Annotated in this window: 15 protein-coding genes and 1 tRNA gene; 9 read left to right on the top strand and 7 right to left on the bottom strand. The window is 71.4% G+C overall.

The genetic code is table 11. The features are described from left to right. Positions 1-34: 34 nt before the first annotated feature. On the bottom strand, positions 35-2,692 hold the full coding sequence (locus tag FV229_RS04005; protein ID WP_147750710.1) for a glucosidase: 2,658 nt from the start codon (positions 2,690-2,692) through the stop codon (positions 35-37). Between the two features lie 435 nt (positions 2,693-3,127). Here FV229_RS04005 and FV229_RS04010 point away from each other — a divergent pair, with 435 nt between their 5' ends. Next, entirely contained in the window at positions 3,128-3,964 is an 837-nt protein-coding gene (locus tag FV229_RS04010) for a transglutaminase family protein (protein WP_147750711.1), read from the top strand. Positions 3,965-4,000: 36 nt separating this feature from the next. Here the strand turns inward: FV229_RS04010 and FV229_RS04015 are convergent, their stop codons facing one another. Then, positions 4,001-4,843: a type 1 glutamine amidotransferase gene (locus FV229_RS04015; protein ID WP_147750712.1), complete on the bottom strand. Its 843-nt coding sequence runs from the start codon at positions 4,841-4,843 to the stop codon at positions 4,001-4,003. A 345-nt stretch (positions 4,844-5,188) separates the two neighbouring features. Between FV229_RS04015 and FV229_RS04020 the strand changes: the two genes are divergently transcribed. From FV229_RS04020 to FV229_RS04035, 4 genes are all read left to right on the top strand, one after another. Further along, positions 5,189-6,685 carry an ATPase domain-containing protein gene (locus tag FV229_RS04020; RefSeq protein WP_147750713.1) on the top strand — a complete coding sequence of 499 codons (1,497 nt, stop codon included), beginning with the start codon at positions 5,189-5,191 and terminating at the stop codon, positions 6,683-6,685. Continuing rightward, positions 6,682-8,736, top strand: coding sequence for an ATP-binding protein (locus FV229_RS04025; RefSeq protein ID WP_147750714.1), 2,055 nt, complete (start codon positions 6,682-6,684; stop codon positions 8,734-8,736). The genes FV229_RS04020 and FV229_RS04025 overlap by 4 nt, the downstream gene beginning before the upstream one ends. Before the next feature lie 67 nt (positions 8,737-8,803). Next, positions 8,804-9,133, top strand: coding sequence for a multidrug efflux SMR transporter (locus FV229_RS04030; protein ID WP_281406029.1), 330 nt, complete (start codon positions 8,804-8,806; stop codon positions 9,131-9,133). A 94-nt stretch (positions 9,134-9,227) separates the two neighbouring features. Continuing rightward, positions 9,228-9,311, top strand: a tRNA-Tyr gene (locus FV229_RS04035). 90 nt (positions 9,312-9,401) lie between these two features. Here FV229_RS04035 and FV229_RS04040 read toward each other — a convergent pair. After that, on the bottom strand, positions 9,402-10,130 hold the full coding sequence (locus FV229_RS04040; RefSeq protein ID WP_147750715.1) for a YggS family pyridoxal phosphate-dependent enzyme: 729 nt from the start codon (positions 10,128-10,130) through the stop codon (positions 9,402-9,404). Between the two features lie 249 nt (positions 10,131-10,379). On the opposite strand from FV229_RS04040, the gene leuS reads away from it, so the two are divergent. After that, positions 10,380-13,007 carry a leucine--tRNA ligase gene (gene leuS / locus FV229_RS04045; RefSeq protein WP_147750716.1) on the top strand — a complete coding sequence of 876 codons (2,628 nt, stop codon included), beginning with the start codon at positions 10,380-10,382 and terminating at the stop codon, positions 13,005-13,007. Positions 13,008-13,248: 241 nt separating this feature from the next. Here leuS and FV229_RS04050 read toward each other — a convergent pair whose 3' ends face one another. The 3 genes from FV229_RS04050 to FV229_RS04060 form a co-directional block, all read right to left on the bottom strand. Then, a complete protein-coding gene (locus FV229_RS04050; RefSeq protein WP_147750717.1) occupies positions 13,249-13,614 on the bottom strand; it encodes a response regulator in 366 nt (121 codons plus the stop codon). A gap of 148 nt (positions 13,615-13,762) precedes the next feature. Then, entirely contained in the window at positions 13,763-14,335 is a 573-nt protein-coding gene (hpt, locus tag FV229_RS04055) for a hypoxanthine phosphoribosyltransferase (RefSeq protein ID WP_147750718.1), read from the bottom strand. Between the two features lie 58 nt (positions 14,336-14,393). Further along, on the bottom strand, positions 14,394-15,260 hold the full coding sequence (locus FV229_RS04060) for a zinc-ribbon domain-containing protein (protein ID WP_147750719.1): 867 nt from the start codon (positions 15,258-15,260) through the stop codon (positions 14,394-14,396). A 172-nt stretch (positions 15,261-15,432) separates the two neighbouring features. Between FV229_RS04060 and ftsE the strand changes: the two genes are divergently transcribed. The 3 genes from ftsE (at position 15,433) to FV229_RS04075 (ending at position 18,076) form a co-directional block, all read left to right on the top strand. Beyond that, on the top strand, positions 15,433-16,143 hold the full coding sequence (gene ftsE, locus FV229_RS04065; protein ID WP_147750720.1) for a cell division ATP-binding protein FtsE: 711 nt from the start codon (positions 15,433-15,435) through the stop codon (positions 16,141-16,143). After that, positions 16,143-17,117 (top strand): ABC transporter permease, encoded by a 975-nt coding sequence (locus FV229_RS04070; protein ID WP_147750721.1) that lies wholly within the window; start codon positions 16,143-16,145, stop codon positions 17,115-17,117. Before ftsE ends, FV229_RS04070 begins: the two co-directional genes overlap by 1 nt. A 143-nt stretch (positions 17,118-17,260) precedes the next feature. Beyond that, positions 17,261-18,076: a YdcF family protein gene (locus FV229_RS04075; RefSeq protein ID WP_246688043.1), complete on the top strand. Its 816-nt coding sequence runs from the start codon at positions 17,261-17,263 to the stop codon at positions 18,074-18,076. Positions 18,077-18,180: 104 nt separating this feature from the next. Here FV229_RS04075 and FV229_RS04080 read toward each other — a convergent pair whose 3' ends face one another. Next, the gene (locus tag FV229_RS04080; protein WP_147750722.1) at positions 18,181-18,837 is read right to left on the bottom strand and encodes a hypothetical protein; all 657 of its coding nucleotides are present in this window, start codon (positions 18,835-18,837) and stop codon (positions 18,181-18,183) included. Positions 18,838-18,888: the final 51 nt, after the last annotated feature.

Below are 18,888 nucleotides of genomic sequence, written 5' to 3' on the forward strand. Positions count from 1 at the left end.
CGCACGCCCCCGCGGAGATTGCGGTCCCAGTGCCTCAGGTCCCGCCCCTTTGCGCCCGGTGGTGCAGCAGGTTGACGATCAGCGCGGTCCAGCCGGTCTGGTGCGAGGCGCCGAGGCCCCGGCCGGTGTCGCCGTCGAAGAACTCGTGGAACAGCAGGGCCTCCTCGGCGCCGTCCGCCGGGGGGATCGGCACGCGGTCGCCGTCCGTGGGGCGGCGGCCGTCCGCGCCGCGGGTGAACAGGTCGATCAGCCGCTCCTGCAGCGCGTCGGCGATGGCGGCCAGCGTGTGCATCGCGCCGGAGCCGGTCGGGAACTCCACCAGGAAGTCGGCGCCGTAATAGGAGTGGAACCGGCGCAGGGCCTCGATGATCAGGTAGTTCGTCGGCATCCAGACCGGCCCGCGCCAGTTCGAGTTGCCGCCGAACATGTTCGAGGTCGAGTCGGCCGGGTCGTAGCGCACCGTGAACGAGGCGCCGAACTCGTTGAGCACGTAGGGCTGGTCGCGGTGCGCCTTCGAGAGCGAGCGCACGCCAAAGGGCGAAAGGAACTCGGCCTCGTCGAGCATCCGCCGCAGCAACGCCTTCATCCGGTGGCCCCGCAGGAGCGAGAGCAGCTTGCGGTCGCCGACGCCGCCCTCGTCCCAGCGCGAGACCAGGCAGGCGAGGTGCGGGCGGTTCTCCAGGAGCCAGTTGAGCCGCCGGGCGAAGTCCGGCAGGCGCTGGAGCACGAAGGGCTCGATCACCTCCACCGCGAACAGCGGCACGAGGCCGACCATGGAGCGGACGCGCAACGGCAGCATCCCGCCGCCGGGCATGTCGACCTCGTCGTAGTAGAACTCGTCCTCCTCGTCCCACAGGCCGAAGCCCTCGCCGCCCATGTCGGTCATCGCCTCGGCGATGAGCAGGAAGTGCTCGAAGAACTTCGACGCTGTGCTTTCGTAGACGTCGTTGTGGAGCGCGAGCTCGAGGGCGATGCGCATCATGTTGAGCGCGTACATCGCCATCCAGGCGGTGCCGTCGGCCTGGTGCACCATGCCGAAGCCGGGGGGCGGGCGCGAGCGGTCGAACACGCCGACGTTGTCGAGCCCGAGGAAGCCGCCCTGGAACACGTTGCGGCCGCCGGCGTCCTTGCGGTTCACCCACCAGGTGAAGTTGATCAGGAGTTTGTGGAACACGCCCTCGAGGAAGGCGAGGTCGCCCCGGCCGCCGCGGCGGTCGCGGTCGATCTCGAACACCCGGTAGGTCGCCCAGGCGTGGACCGGCGGGTTGGTGTCGGAGAACTCCCATTCGTAGGCCGGGAGCTGGCCGTTGGGGTGCATGTACCATTCGCGCGTCAGCAGCAGGAGCTGCTTCTTGGCGAAGTCCGGGTCGAGCAGCGCCAGCGGCAGGCAGTGGAAGGCGAGGTCCCAGGCGGCGAACCACGGGTACTCCCACTTGTCGGGCATCGAGAGCACGTCGGAGGCGGCGAAGTGGCGCCATTGGGTGTTGCGACCGCCGTCGCGCTCCCGCGGCGGCACCGGCTGGGCCGGATCGCCCTGCAGCCAGCGCCGCACGTCGTAGGCATAGAGCTGCTTCGACCAGATCAGGCCGGCCGACGCCTGCCGGAAGATGGTGCGGGCTTCCGCGTCCGCGATCCCGTCCTGCAGGTCGTCGTAGAAGGCGTCGGCTTCGGCGATGCGCCGTGTGCGGATCGCATCGTCCGCGTCGAGCGGGCGCGCCCGCGTCCCGGCTGACAGCCGCAGGCGTACCCGGCGGGTCTCGCCGGGCTCGAGGCGCAGGGCGTAGTGCAGGCCGAGCTTGGTCCCCGCGTCCCGGCGCACCGCCGAGGCGTCGCCCTCGACGATCGCCGCGTGCAGCCCGTCCTTGAACGGGCCTTCGGCGTCCGGCTGCCCCGCGTGCCGGCGCAGGTTGGTGTCGTTCTCGCAGAACAGCAACGCGGGCTCGCCCTCGAAGGCCAGCCGGTAGCGCCCGAGCCGCGGGTGCTCGCAGGCGACCCCGCCCTCGGGGTGGCGCCCGATCCACGGACGCGGCTGCGCCCCGTCCTCCCGCCAGGACCAGGTGTTGCGGAACCAGAGCTGCGGCACGAGGTGGAGGTCGGCCGCCTCCGGCCCGCGGTTCGTCGCCGTGATCGCGACGTGGACGTCGTCGACGTCCGCCTTGGCGTATTCCACCGTCACGTCGAAGAAGCGCGCCCCCTCGAACAGGCCGGTCTCCTCGATCTCGTATTCGGGAACCTCGCGGCTGCGCTGCAGGCCCTCGCGCACGAGGTCCTCGTAGGGGTAGGCGCCTTGCGGATAGCGGTAGAGGAACTTGAGGTAGGCGTGGCTCGGGACCGCGTCGAGGTAGTGGTAGACTTCCTTCACGTCCTCGCCGTGGTTGCCCTGCTCGTTGGTGAGGCCGAACAAGCGCTCCTTCAGGATGCGGTCGCGCCCGTTCCACAAGGCCAGCCCGAGGCAGAGCTGCCCGCGCTCGTCGCAGATGCCGGCCAGGCCGTCCTCGCCCCAGCGATAGGCGCGCGAGCGGGCCTCCTCGTGGGTGAGCGAGCGCCACGCGTTGCCGTCGCGGCTGTAATCCTCGCGCACGGTGCCCCATTGCCGCTCGCTCAGATACGGCCCCCACAGCGACCACGCCCGCTCGCCGCGCGCCTGCTCGGCGATGCGGCGCCGCTCCGCCCAGGCGATCGCCTCGTTCATGCGCGGGTCCCGCGGCCGAGGATCGCCGCGGCGGGGGTGGAGGAGGGCAGGGGAACGGTCATGGCATCCCAAGGGGCCGAAGGGTCGACGCCTCGTGCGATGCATCATCAGCGCCACACCGCGGCGCCGGGGGTATTTCCTCAAGCTGCAGACGTATCGCGCAGGTGAAGCTGCGCTCGTCCCTCCTCTCCTGCAAGAGGAGGGAGCTGGCGCTATGTCCTCGACCGCGTCTCTGATTTGCGCCGACTGTTCTACCGGCTTGCAGCAACGCCCGGGTCCTGATCGGACAAAAACTGCCGTTTCTCTGGGCAGAACCTGCGCGGCAAGCACATCTGACCTGCGGAACCTCGAGCATAGCGTCCGTGTTCAAGGCGCGTCCACGCTTTCGCCTCTGCCCCGCCTGCGCCCTCGCTCGCGGCCGTCACGGATCCACCGATGCTCGTCCAAGCCGGCTTCACCATCGCCTTCAACACCTTCGGCCCGACCCCGATGAACCTGCTGCTCAACGTGCGGCCGGAGCGCCGGGTCGACCTCGTGACGCCGGAGGTCATCGCGTTCGATCCGCCGGTGCTGGCGACGCAGCACGTCGACGCCTTCGGCAACGTCTGCACCCGCATCGTCGCCCCGGGCGGCCGGATCACGATGTCGGCCGACTTCACGATCCGCGATTCCGGCGAGCCGGACGCGTATGAGCCGGAGGCCCGCCAGCACCCGGTGCAGGACTTGCCCGACGACGTTCTGCCGTTCCTCCTCGGCTCGCGCTACTGCGACACCGACAAGCTCTCGGCCACCGCGTGGTCGCTGTTCGGCGCGACGCCGGAGGGTTGGGCACGGGTGCAGGCGATCGTCGACTTCGTGCACAATCACTTGCAGTTCGACTATCAGCGGGCCGACAACACCCGCACCGCGCATGACGGCTACGTCCAGCGCGTCGGCGTCTGCCGCGACTTCGCCCACCTGGCGATCGCGCTCTGCCGCTGCATGAACATTCCGGCCCGCTACGCCACCGGCTACCTCGGCGACATCGGCGTGCCGAAGGACCCGGCGCCGATGGATTTCTCGGCCTGGTTCGAGGTCTACCTCGGAGACCGCTGGTACACGTTCGACGCCCGCCACAACACGCCGCGGATCGCCCGCATCGTCATGGCCCGCGGGCGCGACGCGACGGACTGCGCTCTCACCACCAGCTTCGGCACCGCCTACCTGATGCGCTTCGACGTGAACACCGACGAGGTCGCGACGAACGACGGGACGATGGCCGAGGCAGCCTGAGGCTTCGCCTCGAACGCAAGGCCGACCGGAACCGCCCTAGCCGGCCTGTCGCGCGACGAGGCGGTCGAGGAAGTTGCCGATCTCGCGACGGCGTTGACGCGGCTCCAGGACATCGGCGCCGAGGCCGTGTCGCCAAGCGAGCGGCGCGTCCGCGGCGGCGTGCAGCGCATCGATCTCGGCGGCGTAGTCCGAGACGGCGCCTGCGTCGGGCGCGAGGCCGGCCTCGACCACGGCCTCGGCGCAGACCCGCAGCATCGCGGCAAGCTCGTCGAGGTCGAGTTCCGGGTGATACTGCGTGCCCCAGAACACGCCGTCCCCGTGCGGGATCTCGATCGCCTGCACGTCGAGGAGCGCGTTCGCGGCGAGAACCCGCGCGCCGGGCGGGGGCACGATCACCGCGTCGGAATGGATCGCCGGCGCGTCCCACGCCGCCCCGCGGCCCGACAGCAACGGGTGGTCGCGGCCCTCGGCCGTCGCGGCGATGCGGCGGGCGAAGCCGTATTCGGGGCCGCGCGGGTTGGGGCCGGCGTCGCCCCCGGTGACGACCGCCGCGAGCTGGACGCCCCAGCAAGAGCCGAACACCGGCAGGCCGGCCTCCAGCGCCGCCTGCATCAGGTCGCGCTGGCGCATCACCTCCGGGCTGCGCTCGGCGACCTTCAGGGTCGATCCCGTGAAGATCACGCCGTCGTAGGTGGCGAGCCCCGCGCCCTCGGGCAGGCCGGCGTCGGCGTCGGCCGGGCTGACGAGGCGGCACTGCGCCTCGGGGTGGTAGGCGTGGACGACGTCGGCGTAGGATTCGGCCGAGGTGCGTCCGGTGGCCGTGACGTGCTGCGCGCGGTCTTCGCGCGCATTGCCGTCCGCGATGAGCAGTCGAAGCATGGTGTCCTGAAAAGTCGTCGGCGAGCGGATCTTGGGAACGCCCGGCAGAGCCGGATGATACTGCGACATAGGCGCAAAGCGACGAGGTCAGGACGATCCGAATTGTCGCGACCGGCGCCTTGGCGGGCTGCGGACCGAGGGGACCTATCGGCGCGCCCCGCGTTGAGGCAAAGGCAGGTGCCGTCGGGGCGAGGTCGTTCGTGTCGGGCGAGGCGCCGCGCCATAGGCACCTCGCACGGTGCGCCGGCCCGTCGCCGGCACGCCTTCCATCGCAGGTGACTGCATCTCTCGCAGGCGGCTGCTTCTTCCGCAGGTGACTGCACCACATCCGTGATGGCGAAGCCGATGGATCAACCAACCCGCGTCGCCTCCTTCTCTCGCGAGACCCTCTCGACCGGGGTGGCGGGACTGGACGACGTCCTCGCCGGCGGCCTGACCAAGGGGCGCCTCTACCTGCTCGAAGGCACGCCCGGCACCGGCAAGACCACGCTCGCCCTGCAGTTCCTACTCGATGGCGTCGCCCGCGGCGAGACCTGCCTCTACGTCACCCTGTCGGAGAGCGCGGACGAGCTGCGTTCTTCGGCGGCCTCGCACGGCTGGTCGCTCGACGGGGTCGAGCTCTACGAACTGGTCAACGAGCTCGGCCTCGATCCGGAGAGCGAGCAGTCGGTGCTGCACCCCTCCGAGGTCGAACTCGGCGAGACCGTCCGCGAGGTGATGGAGCGGGTGGACGCGGCAAAGCCCGACCGGGTGGTGTTCGACAGCCTGTCCGAGCTGCGGCTGCTCGCGCAGAACCCGCTGCGCTATCGCCGCCAGATCCTGGCGCTGAAGCAGCTCTTCGCGGCGCGCGGCTGCACGGTGTTCCTACTCGACGACGGCACCGCCGACGTGCAGCTCCACAGCATCGCCCACGGCGTCTTCCTGCTGGAACACAACCAGCGTAACTTCGGCGCGGGCCGCCGCCGCCTCCTCGTCCTGAAGATGCGCGGCGTGAAGAGCCGCGGCGGCTACCACGACTTCATCCTCGAGACCGGCGGGATCGCGCTGTTCCCGACCCTGGTCGCCGCCGAGCACGGCGTCGACTTCGCGCCGGTCACCCGCTCCACCGGCGCGCCCGGCCTCGACCTGCTGCTCGGCGGCGGGCTCGTGCGCGGCACCAACACCCTGCTGCTCGGGCCGTCCGGCGCCGGCAAGACCACGACGGCGGTCCGCTGCATGCTGGCGGCGCTGGAGCGGGGCGAGCGGGCCACCTACTTCCTGTTCGACGAGGGACGCGCGACGCTGCTGGCGCGCTCCGCCCTGCTTGGGATGGACCTGCAGCCGCATCTCGATGCGGGCACCCTCACCATCGCCCAGGTCGACCCGGCCGAGCTGGCGCCGGGCGAGTTCGCCTGCCGCGTCCGCGAGGCGGTCGAGCGACGCGGCGCGACCTTCGTCGCCCTCGACAGCCTCAACGCCTACATCCACGCGATGCCGGGCGAGCAGTTCCTGATCCTGCAGATGCACGAGCTCCTGACCTACCTGAACCAGATGGGCGTCACGACGCTGCTGGTGCTCGGGCAGCATGGCGTCATCGGCGACGTGCGCTCCGACCTCGACCTGAGCTACCTCAGCGACGGCATCCTGCTGTTCCGCTACTTCGAGGCCAAGGGCGAGGTCCGCACCGCGCTCTCGACGGTGAAGAGCCGGGTCAACGCCCACGAGCGCACCATCCGCGAGCTGCGGTTCTCCCGCGGCGGGATCCAGGTCGGCGAGGCGCTGACCGACTTCGAGGGGGTGCTGTCGGGGTTGCCGGCCTATGGCGGCAAGGTCGCGATGCTGCGCAGCGAACCGGCGGAATGACCGAGCCCGACCTCGACGAGACCCGCGTCCTGATCCTGGCGCCGCGCGGGCGCGACGCCGCGGTGATGGAGCGGCTGCTGGCCAAGTCCGGCACCCGCGTCGCCGTCTGCGCCGACGCGGCCGCGTGGCTCGCCGCCCTCGCGGGCCGGGCGGGCTCGGCGATCGTCACCGAGGAAGCCCTGCTCGACGTCGACCCCGACGCGCTCGGGACCTGGATCGAGCGCCAGCCGCCCTGGTCGGACTTCCCCTTCATCATGCTGGCGACGCGCCAGGCCGGGCGCCGCCCCGCGGAGGGCGCGGCCATGGTGGAGCGCCTGGGCAACGTCGTGCTGCTCGAGCGGCCGATCAACGCCGAGACCCTGGTCAGCGCGGTCGCCTCGGCCCTGCGGGTGCGGCGGCGCCAGTACCAGGCGCGCGAGCACATCCGCGAGCGGGAGCAGGCCGAGGAGCGCCTGCGGGTCGCCAACGAGACCCTGGAGCGGCGGGTCGCCGAGCGCACCGGCGAGGTCGAGGCCGCCCGCGAAACCTTGGCCTTCGCCCTCGATTCCGCCGGGATGGGGACGTGGGACCTCGATCTTCTCACCGACACCGCGCGTCGGTCGGACCGCCACGACGCGATCTTCGGCTACGCCACGCCGCTGCCGCATTGGGGCCGGCAGACCTTCCTCGCCCACATCCACCCGGAGGATCGCGAGGCGGCGGAAGCGGCCTTCGCGCAGGCGGCGCGGGCCGGGACGCTCGATCTCGAATGCCGGATCGTGCGCCCCGACGGAGCCGTGCGCTGGGTCGCGGCCAAGGGCCGGGCCGAGTACCGCGCCGACGGCACCCCCGTCCGCATGGCCGGCATCGTCCTCGACCGCTCCGACCAGCGCAACACCGAGGAGGCCCTGCGCCAGGCGCAGAAGATGGAGGCGATCGGCCAGCTCACCGGCGGCGTCGCGCACGACTTCAACAACCTGCTGACGGTGATCGTCGGCGGCCTCGACATGGTGCTGCGCAAGCCCGACAACGTCGAGCGGGTCAAGCGCCTGGCCGACGCCGCGATGACGGCGGCCCGGCGCGGCGAGCAGCTGACGCAGCAGCTCCTCGCCTTCTCCCGGCGCCAGATGCTGCGGCCGCAGACCCTCAACCCGAACCGCCTGCTCATCGACTTCCGGCCGCTCGCCGAGCGCGCCGCCGGGGGCGCGATCGAGCTCGCCTTCGACCTCGACCCGGCCCTCGACCCGATCCGCATCGACCCGGCCCAGTTCGAGGCCGCCATCCTCAACCTCGTCGTCAACGCCCGCGACGCGATGGAGGCGGACGCCGGTCACGCCCGGATCGAGATCCGCAGCCGCAACCTCCGCCTCGACACCGCGGCGGTGGCCGACAAGGGCGTGCCGCCGGGCGCCTACGTCGAGATCGCGGTGTCCGACACCGGCAGCGGCATCGCGCCGGAGCTTTTGGCGCGGGTGTTCGAGCCGTTCTTCACCACCAAGGAGGTCGGCAAGGGCACCGGCCTCGGCCTGAGCCAGGTCTACGGCTTCACCCGCAGCGCCAAGGGCTTCGTCGCCATCGACTCCGAGGTGGAGCGCGGCACCACCTTCCGGCTGCGCTTCCCGCGCTCGACCGACCCCGCCGGCGAGGAGGCGGAGACGGGCGAACGCGGCGTGCTGCCGCTGCGCCGCGCCGGCGAAGGCGAGACCGTGCTGCTCGTCGAGGACGACGAGCAGGTCCTCACCATGGCCGTCGAGAGCCTTGAGGAACTGCGCTACAAGGTCGTCGTGGCGCGGAACGCTGCGGAGGCGCTGGCCCATCTCCGGGACGTCCAGCGCATCGACATCCTGTTCTCCGACGTGATGATGCCTGGCGGCATGAACGGCTCGCAGCTCGCGGTGGAGGCGCAGCGCCTGCGCCCCGGCCTCAAGGTGCTCCTCACCTCCGGCTACGTCGCCGACCTCGACGAGGGCCAAGTCATCGGCCGCGGCGAGCTGCCGGTGCTCAGCAAGCCCTACCGCCGCGACGAGCTCGCCCGCTCGCTCCGCCTCGTCCTCGGCGGCGACGAAGCCTGAGCGGGGCGCGCGGGGTTCCGAAGCCTGGCCCGAACCGCCGATCCATCGAACCGGGAGCTTTGCGGCCGTGCACTGGGTCCACCTGATGATCGCGATCGTCGCCGAGGTCGTCGGCACCAGCGCGCTCAAGGCGTCGGACGGGTTCTCCCGGCCGGTGCCGCTGCTGATCACGGTCGCCGGCTACGCGGTGGCGTTCTTCTTCCTTGCGCTCACCCTGCGGACGATCCCGATGGGGGTCGCCTACGCGGTCTGGTCGGGCGTCGGCATCGTGCTGATCTCCCTCGTCGGCTGGCTGGTGTTCCGGCAGAGCCTCGACGCCCCGGCCCTGCTCGGCCTCGGCTTGATCGTCGCCGGCGTCGTGGTGATCAACGGCTTCTCGAACGCCGTCGGGCGCTGACGCGCCGGCCCTGCCCTGCGGGCCGTCCCGCACGGTTGACACGCCGCCACCCCCTCACCATAAGAGCCCCGCGCGGCCCGATGGGCCGCCCTTTGGGGGAATGTCCCGAGCGGCAAAGGGGGCGGACTGTAAATCCGCTGCGTAAGCTTCGTAGGTTCGAGTCCTACTTCCCCCACCACGTCCTTTCCCTTGCGATGTTCGATCCCTTGCGATGGCCGACGCCGTCGCCTCTCCCGAGGCTGCGGACTCGCGATGGCGCGTGCGCTGGTCAGGCCTTTCGCGTCCGCGCCCCAAAGATCGACGTGCCGACCCGGACATGGGTCGCGCCCATCTGGATCGCGGCGCCGTAGTCGGCGCTCATGCCCATCGAGAGGATCGGCAGGTTGTGCCGGCGGGCGAGCGCGGCGAGCAGGCTGAAATGGGCCGAGGGCGGGTCCTCGACCGGCGGAACGCACATCAGGCCCTGGATCGCCAGCCCGTGGGTGCCGACGCACTCGGCGAGCAGCACGTCGAGGTCGGCGGGCGATACGCCGCCCTTCTGCGGCTCGTCCCCGGTGTTGACCTGGATGAGCAGCTTGGGCGTGCGCCCGGTCCGCGCGATCTCCTTGGCCAGCGCCGCGGCGAGCGACAGCCGGTCGAGCGAGTGGATCACGTCGAAGAGCTCCACCGCCTCGCGCGCCTTGTTCGACTGCAGCGGCCCGACGAGATGGAGTTCCACGTCCGGGTATCGTGCCTTGAGCGCCGGCCACTTGGCCTTCGACTCCTGCACGTAGTTCTCGCCGAACAGGCGCTGGCCAGCCTCCAGCGCCGGCACGATGCCCTCCGCCGGCACGGTCTTGGAGACGGCGATCAGATGGATCCCGGCCGGATCGCGCTCGCAATCCTCGGCCGCGCGGGCGATCCCGGTCCGCACCTCGGCGAGGCCTGCGGCGACGTCCGCCTCGCCGACGGGCGGCTTGTCCGGGATCGGCGGCGTATCGATCGGTGTGTCGGTCATCGGGGTCCTTCGGGGGCGTCCGGCGGTCGCTGCGTGAGAGGTGGTCCACGCCGCCGCGCTGTCCAGCGGCACGGCATCGACATAGGCGATCTGGCGCCTCAATGCCGGGATCGCGCCCGCGGTGCAAAGCTCTCGCTCGCTCGACGCCCTCGGCCGAGCAGGTAGATCCGTTGGCCGAGCCCGGCGCGAATGTGCTAACGCCGCCGCTTCCCCGGCCCGCCCCGCCTGATCCCGGTTCCCGACGACGCCATGACGAACCCGCCCAGCCACCAGACCCTCGAGCGCTACAACGCCAAGGATTCCGAGCCGCGCTGGCAGGAGGCCTGGGCGCAGGCGCGCCTGTTCGAGGCCGACAACGCCGACACCCGCCCGAAATACTACGTGCTGGAGATGTTCCCCTATCCGTCGGGGCGCATCCACATGGGCCACGTGCGCAACTACGCGATGGGCGACGTGGTGGCGCGCTACAAGCGGGCCAAGGGCTTCGCGGTGCTGCACCCGATGGGCTGGGACGCCTTCGGGCTGCCGGCGGAGAACGCGGCGATCGAGCGCAAGACCAACCCGCGCGACTGGACCTACGCCAACATCGCGACGATGCGCGGGCAGCTGCAATCCATGGGGCTGTCGCTCGACTGGAGCCGGGAGGTCGCGACCTGCGATCCGGACTACTACAAGCACCAGCAGCGCATGTTCCTCGACTTCCTCGGCAAGGGGCTGGTCACGCGCCGCACCGCCAAGGTGAACTGGGACCCGGTCGACCACACCGTGCTCGCCAACGAGCAGGTGATCGACGGGCGCGGCTGGCGCTCCGGCGCGCTCGTCGAGCAGCGCGAGCTGACGCAATGGTTCTTCAAGATCACCGACTTCGCGCAGGACCTCTACGACGCGCTGGACGGGCTCGAGCGCTGGCCGGAGAAGGTCCGGCTGATGCAGAAGAACTGGATCGGCCGCTCGCAGGGGCTGCAGGTCCGGTTCGCGTTGTCGCCGGACGCCGAGGCGGCCTTCGCGGAACGCGCGGCCGACGCGACCATCCGGGAGGTCGAGGTCTACACGACCCGGCCCGACACCTTGTTCGGCGCCAAGTTCCTGGCCATCGCCGCCGACCATCCCCTGGCGGCCGCCCTGGCCCCCGGCGACGCCAAGCTGCAGGACTTCATCGCCGAGTGCCGCCGCATGGGCACGGCCCAGGCGGCGATCGATACCGCGGAGAAGCTCGGCTACGACACCGGGCTCACCGTGCGCCATCCCCTCGACCCGTCCTGGACGCTGCCGGTCTACGTCGCGAACTTCGTGCTGATGGAGTACGGCACCGGGGCGGTGTTCGGCTGCCCGGCGCACGACCAGCGCGACCTCGATTTCGCGAACAAGTACGGCCTCGGCAACACGCCCGTGGTCTGCCCCGAGGGCCAGGACCCAGCCACCTTCGTGATCACCGACACCGCCTTCGACGGCGACGGGCGGATGATCAACTCGCGCGACCTCGACGGCCTGACCACGGACGAAGCCTTCGAAGCGGTGGCGAGTCGCCTCGAAGGCGAGGTGCTGTCCGGCGCGCCGGTCGCAGCGCGAAAGGTGCAGTTCCGCCTGCGCGACTGGGGCGTCTCGCGCCAGCGATACTGGGGCTGCCCGATCCCGATCATCCATTGCGACGCCTGCGGCCCGGTGCCGGTGCCGGTGGCGAACCTGCCGGTGAAGCTGCCCGAGGCGGTCTCGTTCGACCAGCCTGGCAACCCGCTGGAGCGCGACCACGCCTGGCGCACCGTGCCGTGCCCGTCCTGCGGCGCGGCGGCGCGGCGCGAGACCGACACGATGGACACCTTCGTCGACTCGTCCTGGTACTACGCCCGCTTCACGGCGCCCTGGCTCGCCGACCGGCCGACCGACCCGGCGGCGGTCAACCGCTGGCTTGCCGTCGATCAATATATCGGCGGCATCGAGCACGCGATCCTGCACCTGCTCTACGCGCGCTTCTTCATGCGGGCGATGCAGGCGACCGGCTGGTCCGGCGTCTCCGAGCCGTTCGCCGGGTTGTTCACGCAAGGGATGGTCGTCCACGAGACCTACAAGGACGAGGCCGGCGCCTGGGTGCCGCCGGCCGACGTGCGCCTCACGACGGAGGCCGGCGAGCGCCGCGGGTTCCACGTGGAAACCTCCGGCCCGATCGCGATCGGGCCGATCGAGAAGATGTCGAAGTCCAAGAAGAACGTCGTCGATCCCGACGACATCATCGCCTCCTTCGGCGCCGACACCGCACGCTGGTTCATGCTCTCGGATTCACCGCCTGAGCGCGACGTGATCTGGACGGAGGAGGGCGTGCAGGGTGCCGCCCGCTTCGTGCAGCGGGTGTGGCGGCTGGTGAACGCGGCCGTCGCGGCCTCGGGCTCCGGCGACGGCGACCTCGCCCTGCGCAAGGCCGCGCACAAGGCGCTCGCCGCCTTCGGCGAGGACGTGGAGCGCCTGCGCTTCAACCGCTGCGTCGCCCACGTCTACACCCTGGCCAACGCCCTCGAGGAGGCGTTCCGTGGTGGCGCCTCGGCGGCGGCCGGCCGCGAGGCCGCCGGCATCCTGGTCCAGCTCATCGCGCCGATGATGCCGCACCTGGCGGAGAGCTGCTGGGCGGTGCTCGGCCGCGACGGGCTCGTCGCGCAGGCGCCGTGGCCGGACTTCGACCCGGCGCTCCTGGTCGAGGATGCGGTGACCCTGCCGGTCCAGGTCAACGGCAAGAAGCGCGGCGACGTCACCGTTCCGCGCGACGCGGACGCCGCCGCCGTCGAGGCCCTGGTGCTCGCCGACGAGACGGTCCAGCGGGCGCTGGAAGGCCGGACGCCCCGCAAGGTCATCGTCGTGCCGGGGCGGATCGTGAACTTGGTGGTGTGAGGTGGAGCCGACTTCCCCTCTCCCCGCACGCGGGGAGAGGCCGGGCTGCACCGCGTCGTGCAGCCAGGTAGCGCAGGCGGAGCCGAAGCGACGGTGAGGGGGAGCTTCCGGAGGAGCCTCGTCCGGCCAAGCCCCTCACCTTCGGCTGCCGCCTTGCTTTGCCGACGACGAGGTCGGCAAAGCCCTCTCCCCGCATGCGGGGAGAGGGGATGCTCTCAAAGCGGTGCGGGTGGCCGCCCCTTCAGGCGGCCAGCGCCCGGCTCACCGTGGCGCGCAGGTCCGCCAGCGAGAACGGTTTGGTCAGCACGTCGGTGACGATGGCGTCGAGCCCGCGGGCGCGTTCGCGCTGGTCGGCGAAGCCCGTCATCAGGAGGATGGTCAAGTCCGGAAAGTCGCGCTTGGCCGCGAGCGCCAGCGCGATGCCGTCCATCAGCGGCATCCGGATGTCGGTCAGCATCAGGTCGAAGGCGCCGTCGGATTCGTTCAGCCGGTCGAGGCCGTCGCTGCCGTCGATCGCCGTGACCACGACATGGCCATCGATCTCGAGGCCCCGTTTGAGAAAGCCGCGGACCGTCTCTTCGTCATCCACCAGAAGGATGCGCGCCATGTCGCCTGTATTCGATCCGTCGAAGAAGGGCCGTGCAGCCCGGTCATGCCTGGAGAACGTCTAAACAAGGGCCGCCCTGTCAAGACATTTCGGCGCACGATGTAGTGCGCCGCATGCGGGTTGCGAAAATGCCGCGCCGGATCGCGGCTCAAGCGCCGCCGAACAGGTCCGGATCGGGGCTGTCGTAGTCGACCACGCCGACGAACGGCAGCTGCCGGAAGGCGTGCGCGGCATCCATGCCGTAGCCGACGACGAAGGCGTCCGGGCAGGTGAAGCCGACGAAGTCCGCGTCGATCTGCACCGCGCGCTTGCCGGGCTTCTCCAGCAGTACCGCGGTGAGGACGCGGGACGCGCCGCGGGCCATCAGCAGGTCCTTGGCGAACACCACCGTGCGGCCCGATTCGAGGATGTCGTCGACGAGCAGCACGTCGCGGCCGCGCACCTCGCTCTGGACGTCGCGCAGGATCTCGACCTGGCCGGAGGAGACCGTGCCGGTGCGATAGCTCGACAGGTGAACGAACTCGACCTGCGGCGACAACCCGACGCGGTGCAGGGCGCGCAGAAGGTCGGCGGCGAACATGAAGCTGCCCTTGAGCACCGCCACCACCAGCAGGTTCTGCGGGGCGGCGGCCTTGATCTCGCGCGCCAACGCCTCGTTGCGCGTCGCGATGGTGGCTTCGTCGAAGAGGACGCGGACGCGTCGGGAGGGCGTGGTGGTCATGCGCCCTTCATAGCCCATTCCCGCGCGCGCAGACCACGGCCCCGTGCTCGAAAATGCGTCAGGGCGTGGCGGAATCCGTCTTCACATCACCCTTCACATCCATCTTCACATCACCTTTCATCTCCACCTTCACGTCTTCCGCCTTGACCGCATCCGCAAAGCGGACCTCGATGCCGCGTCCCTGCTCGGGCGGATCGGGGAAGCGGGCGGCGAACCGCGCGGTCTCGCCCTGCGCCAGGCGGCTGCGCGGCGGGGCGATGGTGTAGGTCTTCACGACCCGCTCGGCGGCGTCGCGCACCAGGACGCTGATCGGCGGCACCGGCATCCCGTTCCGGGCGGTGCCGACGAGGTCGCCCTCGACCACCAATTCGCCCGGCCGCTCGCCGCCGGCCTGGTTCCGTAGGGCGGTGGCGTCTCGGATCTCGATGCCGCGCAGGTTCACCGGCAGGCCGATGCGCGCGAACAGCCCAGCCGCCTGCGGCAGCGCCTGCACCACCTGCACGCGGGCGAGGCAGGCGAGGGGGATCGCGGCCAGCACCACGAGGCCTGCGGCGAGCGCCGGCGACAGCGCGGCGACGCCGCCCTTGCCCGCGCCCTTGCCCGCGCCTTTGCCGAGCGGCTTGTAGCCGGGCTTGGGCTTTCCCGCCTTCGCGCGGCGCGGGGCGTCGGGCACGTTGTCGATCGTCTCAGGGGTCGCCGCCTCGCGCACCGCGGCCGAGGCCTCGGCCCAGGCCTCCGCGGAGACCGCTTCGTCGGCGGCGGCGCTCGCCGCCTGCAATTCGGCCTCGTGGGCGGCGACGACCTCCGCCGGCGACACGAACCACGTCTCGCGGCAGGCGGCGCAGCGCACCGAGCGCCCTTCGGTCCCGACGCGGGCCGTGTCGATCCGGTACTCGCTGGCGCAGGTCGGGCAGACGATCAGCATACGCGGCACGCTCGGTGACGGGCGCCGCCGCGCGGGACCTGCGGCGAAAACCCTTGGGCGATCCTCGGCGGTTAGGGTTAAGCTCCGGTGAAACTGCTGAGAACCGGCTTGAAATGGCCATGCGCGGCGGTCATCCCGTCGTGGACGGGATGGAACGGGAGCGGGCGGGCCCTTGCGCGAAACGGCGACGACGAAAAGCCTGCTCTCCGGCGCGGAAGGGCCGGTGGTCCAGTTCGAGAACGTCGGCATGCGCTACGGCCTCGGGCCGGAGGTGCTGTCCGACGTGAGCTTCCGCATCCAGCCGCACTCGTTCCAGTTCCTCACCGGGCCGTCGGGCGCCGGCAAGACGACGCTGCTGCGGCTGATCCTGCTCTCGGTGCGCCCGACCCGCGGGCTGGTCTCGGTGTTCGGCAACGAGGTCAGCGGCATCTCCAGCGCGTCGCTCACCGGGCTGCGGCGCCGGATGGGCGTGGTGTTCCAGGATTTCCGCCTGCTCGACCACCTCACCACCTACGAGAACGTCGCGCTGCCGCTCCGCGTCCAGGGCCGAGCCGAGACCAGCTACCGGGCCGAGGTGGTCGAGCTGCTGCGCTGGGTGGGCCTCGGCGAGCGCATGCACGTGCTGCCGCCGCTGCTTTCTGGCGGCGAGAAGCAGCGCGCGGCCATCGCCCGCGCGCTGATCGCCCGCCCCGACCTGCTGCTCGCCGACGAGCCCACCGGCAACGTCGACCCGAGCCTCGGCCGCCGCCTGCTGCGGCTCTTCCTCGAACTGAACAAGCTCGGCACCTCGGTGATCATCGCCACCCACGATTTCGGGATCATGGATTCGGTCGATGCGCGCCGGATGGTGATCGGCGACGGCCGCCTGCGGATCGAAGGCTGATGGACGCAACCCGCGAACGCACCCAGGCCGCCGCCCGCAAGCCCGTCGATCGGCCCGCGGCCGAGCCGGCGCTTCCCCCGACCCTGCGGCGCAACGCGCCCCTGGTGCCGACCGATTCCGCCGCGAGCCGGTCGCTCGCCGCCGTCATCGCCATCCTCACCTTCCTGGCGGGCCTCTGCGCGGGGGCGGCCGAGATCGTCGCGTCGAGCGCCGGGCAGTGGCAGGGCACGGTGGCGCAGGAGGTGACGATCCAGGTGCGCCCGGCGCCGGGCCGCGACCTCGACGCCGACATCGCGCGGGCCGACGCCATCGCCAAGTCCGAGCCCGGCATCGCCGCGACGCGGGTGTTCTCCAAGGTGGACGCCGAGCGCCTGCTCGAACCCTGGCTCGGCAGCGGCCTCGACCTCTCCGACCTGCCGGTGCCGCGCCTCATCACCCTGAAGCTCGGCGACCAGGCGCCCGACCTCAAGCACCTGCGTGCCGGCCTCACCGAGGCGATGCCGGGGGTCGCCAGCCTCGACGACCACGCGCTCTGGCTGCAGCGGCTCTCGACCGCGGCCAACACCTTCGTCGGCATCGGCGTCGGCATCGTCGCCCTGGTGCTGATCGCCACCGGCCTCGCGGTCGCGTTCGCCACCCGCGGCGCCATGGCGGGCAACCGCGAGGTGGTGGAGGTGCTGCACTTCGTCGGCGCCGACGACGACTTCATCGCCCGCGCCTTCCAGCGGCGGTTCTTCGGCCTCGGGCTTCGCGGCGGCATCATCGGCTCGGCGGCGGCGCTGGCCGCCTTCGCGCTGGCCGGGCTGCTCGCCCGCAACTGGCGGTCGGGCCCGGCGGGCGACGAGGTCGAGGCGCTGTTCGGCGCCTTCCACATCGGCTGGCGCGGCTATGCCAGCGTGATGGCGATCGGCGTCATCGCCTCGCTCGTCACCGCCGTGATCTCCCGGCTGACCGTGCGGCGCTTCCTGGCCTGAGGGCGCGACCGGGCGACCTGTGCGAACCGCTCCGAAAACCTCCGTGATCGAAAGCGCTTGGCGAACCGTTAACCCTCCGGAAAGGATTCGCCGCCGCAAATGTCGCCTCCGCCCCGCCGCATTCGGCGCTATCCTCAGCGAGCATGACCACGCGTATGGCGCGCGCCTTCGATCCGAGACGGGCCGGCCCGGGTGACGAGCTTGCCGAGCTCACCGGCTGGGTCTGGGATGCCGAGCCGCGCTCGGTGCCCGCGGCGCCGGCCGCGCGGCCCCTCGGCCCGGTGGCGCTGACGATCCTCGGCCTCGGTGGCCTCGCCGCGGTGGCTTTGGTCGCCGGCTTCCTCGCCTTCGTCGCCGCCCTGGACCGCAGCGAGCGGGTGCCGCAGGGCCGCGCCGACGGCATCGTCGCGCTCACCGGCGGCGCCCAGCGCATCGGCGACGCGATCGACCTTCTGGCCGGCGGCTACGGCCGGCGCCTGCTGATCACCGGCGTCAACGAGCGCACCAGCCGCGACGAGATCGCCCGGCTCAACCCGACGCAGCGCCACTGGATCGATTGCTGCGTCGACCTCGACTATCGGGCGCGCAACACCATCGGCAACGCCATCGAGACCCGGCGCTGGATGCGCCACAACCGCTTCAGCACCGTCGCGGTGGTGACCTCCAACTACCACATGCCGCGGACGCTGATCGAACTCGACCACGCCCTGCAGGGGGGCGACCGGATCGTGCCCCATCCGGTGATCGCCGAAGGGTTCGACGGCGCCGACTGGTGGCACAGCCCCTCGGCCACCAAGCTGCTGGCGTCGGAATACCTGAAGTTCCTGGTGGCCTGGGTCCGCACCCGGTTCGAGACCGATCCGGAGAGCTCCCGCGTCGCGATCCTGATCGGCCGCGGCAAGCCTGTGAAGGCACCGGTACGGATGGTCGCAGAGCCGCTGCTGCGCGACCTGCGCTAGACGCCCCTTTGTCTTCCGAACACGAATCAGCCCCGGGCGCCGGGGCGCCGCGGGGCTGAAGATCGTGGGCCGCCGCCGGGGCGACGGACCCTAAGCGAGACCGCTTAAAGCGGCCGGGCGGGGTAGGTGCGGACGCCGGGGCGGCCGCCTGCGTTCGGCGGCAGGCCATTCGTCGGCGTCGGGCCGGCCGGGTCCGATGCGGTCAGCGCGGGGCCGCTCCAGCCCTCGGAGCGCCAGCTGTTCGAGCGCTCGCCGACGTCGACCGAGCCGTGCTCCTCGAGGATGTCCATCACCGTGTTGGCGTGGGCCTCGTCCGCCCGCACCGTGACGAGGGTGCCGCCGCGGCGGATGCCCTCGTTGTAGGTGTGGGCGTCGGTCTCGCTGATGCCGGCGCCCGTCAGGGCTCCGACGAGGCCGCCGGCGGCGGCGCCGATGCCGGCGCCGGTCAGGGTCGCCACGAGCCAGCCGGCGGCGACGACCGGGCCGACGCCGGGAATCGCGAGCAGGCCGAGGCCAGTGAGGAGGCCGGTCGCGCCGCCGACCACCGTGCCGAGCGAAGCGCCCGTGCCGGCCGCGGTCTCGGCCTTGTGCGCGGTGTCGGCGTGGTCGCCGGTCCCGAGGCGGCCGGCATGCCGGTCGCCTTCGTTGTTGCTGACGACGCTGATGTCGCCGTGCGAGACGCCGGCGGCCTCAAGGCGGGTCACTGCCGTGCTGGCCGCGTCGTAGTCGTCGTAGAGGGCGGTGATGGTCTGATGTGCCATGGTCAAATCCTGGATGTCGTCGAAAATCGCGCGGCTGCGCTCGAACCGTCC

Origin of the sequence: Methylobacterium sp. WL120 (genome assembly GCF_008039465.1) — a bacterium.
Lineage (GTDB): Bacteria > Pseudomonadota > Alphaproteobacteria > Rhizobiales > Beijerinckiaceae > Methylobacterium > Methylobacterium cerastii.